1 rRNA gene is annotated in these 3,362 nt (G+C 56.8%); it reads left to right on the top strand.

The features are described from left to right. Positions 1 to 204: 204 nt before the first annotated feature. A 23S ribosomal RNA gene (locus tag ACFWF3_RS29300) occupies positions 205 to 3,325 on the top strand. The last annotated feature ends 37 nt before the right edge of the window (positions 3,326 to 3,362 follow it).

Below are 3,362 nucleotides of genomic sequence, written 5' to 3'. Positions count from 1 at the left end.
GTCTGCTTGGACTGTGAGTACTGCTTCGGCGTGGAAAACAGTTCAAGAGGTTGAGGGTGTCGGGCACGCTGTTGGGTGTCTGAGGGAGCGGCCACGATGTGGCTGTTTCTTCGGTTGCCGGCCCCGGTATAGGTCCACGTGATGTGGGTTGTGACGGGTGGTTGGTCGTTGTTTGAGAACTGCACAGTGGACGCGAGCATCTGTGGCCAAGTTTTTAAGGGCGCACGGTGGATGCCTTGGCACCAGGAACCGATGAAGGACGTGGGAGGCCACGATAGTCCCCGGGGAGCCGTCAACCAGGCTTTGATCCGGGGGTTTCCGAATGGGGAAACCCGGCAGTCGTCATGGGCTGTCACCCGCTGCTGAACACATAGGCAGTGTGGAGGGAACGCGGGGAAGTGAAACATCTCAGTACCCGCAGGAAGAGAAAACAACCGTGATTCCGGGAGTAGTGGCGAGCGAAACCGGATGAGGCCAAACCGTATGTGTGTGAGACCCGGCAGGGGTTGCGCATGCGGGGTTGTGGGATCTCTCTTCCACGGTCTGCCGGCCGTGGGACGAGTCAGAAACCGTTGATGTAGGCGAAGGACATGCGAAAGGTCCGGCGTAGAGGGTAAGACCCCCGTAGTCGAAACATCAGCGGCTCGTTTGAGAGACACCCAAGTAGCACGGGGCCCGAGAAATCCCGTGTGAATCTGGCGGGACCACCCGCTAAGCCTAAATATTCCCTGGTGACCGATAGCGGATAGTACCGTGAGGGAATGGTGAAAAGTACCGCGGGAGCGGAGTGAAATAGTACCTGAAACCGTGTGCCTACAAGCCGTGGGAGCGTCGCGCATCGAGCTTGCTCGGTGCGTCGTGACTGCGTGCCTTTTGAAGAATGAGCCTGCGAGTTAGCGGTGTGTAGCGAGGTTAACCCGTGTGGGGAAGCCGTAGCGAAAGCGAGTCCGAATAGGGCGATTGAGTTGCACGCTCTAGACCCGAAGCGGAGTGATCTAGCCATGGGCAGGTTGAAGCGGAGGTAAGACTTCGTGGAGGACCGAACCCACCAGGGTTGAAAACCTGGGGGATGACCTGTGGTTAGGGGTGAAAGGCCAATCAAACTCCGTGATAGCTGGTTCTCCCCGAAATGCATTTAGGTGCAGCGTCGTGTGTTTCTTGCCGGAGGTAGAGCACTGGATAGGCGATGGGCCCTACCGGGTTACTGACCTTAGCCAAACTCCGAATGCCGGTAAGTGAGAGCGCGGCAGTGAGACTGTGGGGGATAAGCTCCATGGTCGAGAGGGAAACAGCCCAGAGCATCGACTAAGGCCCCTAAGCGTACGCTAAGTGGGAAAGGATGTGGAGTCGCAGAGACAACCAGGAGGTTGGCTTAGAAGCAGCCACCCTTGAAAGAGTGCGTAATAGCTCACTGGTCAAGTGATTCCGCGCCGACAATGTAGCGGGGCTCAAGCGTACCGCCGAAGTCGTGTCATTGCAGCAATACTCCCAACGGAGGCTGTGATGGGTAGGGGAGCGTCGTGTGCCGGGTGAAGCAGCCGCGGAAGCGAGTTGTGGACGGTTCACGAGTGAGAATGCAGGCATGAGTAGCGATTCACACGTGAGAAACGTGTGCGCCGATTGACTAAGGGTTCCTGGGTCAAGCTGATCTGCCCAGGGTAAGTCGGGACCTAAGGCGAGGCCGACAGGCGTAGTCGATGGATAACCGGTTGATATTCCGGTACCCGCTGTGAAGCGTCAAACATCGAATCCAGTGATGCTAAGCCCGTGAAGCCGTTCCGGACCCTTCGGGGAATGGAAAGTGGTGGAGCCGGTGACCCGAGCTGGTAGTAGGTGAGTGATGGGGTGACGCAGGAAGGTAGTCCAGCCCGGGCGGTGGTTGTCCCGGGGTAAGGGTGTAGGCCGTGCGATAGGTAAATCCGTCGTACATGTGGCTGAGACCTGATGCCGAGCCGATTGTGGTGAAGTGGATGATCCTATGCTGTCGAGAAAAGCCTCTAGCGAGTTTCATGGCGGCCCGTACCCTAAACCGACTCAGGTGGTCAGGTAGAGAATACCGAGGCGTTCGGGTGAACTATGGTTAAGGAACTCGGCAAAATGCCCCCGTAACTTCGGGAGAAGGGGGGCCATGTCTGGTGATGAGTTTTGCACTCTGAGCTGGGGGTGGCCGCAGAGACCAGCGAGAAGCGACTGTTTACTAAAAACACAGGTCCGTGCGAAGCCGTAAGGCGATGTATACGGACTGACGCCTGCCCGGTGCTGGAACGTTAAGGGGACCGGTTAGTCACATTTCGGTGTGGCGAAGCTGAGAACTTAAGCGCCAGTAAACGGCGGTGGTAACTATAACCATCCTAAGGTAGCGAAATTCCTTGTCGGGTAAGTTCCGACCTGCACGAATGGCGTAACGACTTCTCGACTGTCTCAACCATAGGCCCGGTGAAATTGCATTACGAGTAAAGATGCTCGTTTCGCGCAGCAGGACGGAAAGACCCCGGGACCTTTACTACAGTTTGATATTGGTGTTCGGTTCGGCTTGTGTAGGATAGGTGGGAGACTGTGAAGCATGCACGCCAGTGTGTGTGGAGTCGTCGTTGAAATACCACTCTGGTCGTGCTGGATGTCTAACCTGGGTCCGTGATCCGGATCAGGGACAGTGTCTGATGGGTAGTTTAACTGGGGCGGTTGCCTCCCAAAGGGTAACGGAGGCGCCCAAAGGTTCCCTCAGCCTGGTTGGTAATCAGGTGTTGAGTGTAAGTGCACAAGGGAGCTTGACTGTGAGACCGACGGGTCGAGCAGGGACGAAAGTCGGGACTAGTGATCCGGCGGTGGCTTGTGGAAGCGCCGTCGCTCAACGGATAAAAGGTACCCCGGGGATAACAGGCTGATCTTCCCCAAGAGTCCATATCGACGGGATGGTTTGGCACCTCGATGTCGGCTCGTCGCATCCTGGGGCTGGAGTAGGTCCCAAGGGTTGGGCTGTTCGCCCATTAAAGCGGCACGCGAGCTGGGTTTAGAACGTCGTGAGACAGTTCGGTCTCTATCCGCCGCGCGCGTAAGAAACTTGAGGAAGGCTGTCCCTAGTACGAGAGGACCGGGACGGACGAACCTCTGGTGTGCCAGTTGTTCCGCCAGGAGCACTGCTGGTTGGCTACGTTCGGAAGGGATAACCGCTGAAAGCATCTAAGCGGGAAGCCTGTTCCAAGATGAGGTTTCTCTCCCACTTGATGGGTTAAGGCCCCCTACAGACCATGGGGTTGATAGGCCAGAATTGGAAGCCAGGTAACTGGTGTAGGTGACTGGTACTAATAGGCCGAGGGCTTACTACGAAGGTGTTACGCGTCCACTGTGCGGTTTCTGAAACA

Source organism: Nocardia sp. NPDC060220, assembly GCF_042727815.1.
Taxonomy (GTDB): Bacteria; Actinomycetota; Actinomycetes; order Mycobacteriales; family Mycobacteriaceae; genus Nocardia.
The sequence above is the reverse complement of the archived record's forward strand: the minus strand, read 5'-3'. Positions and strand labels throughout refer to the sequence as shown.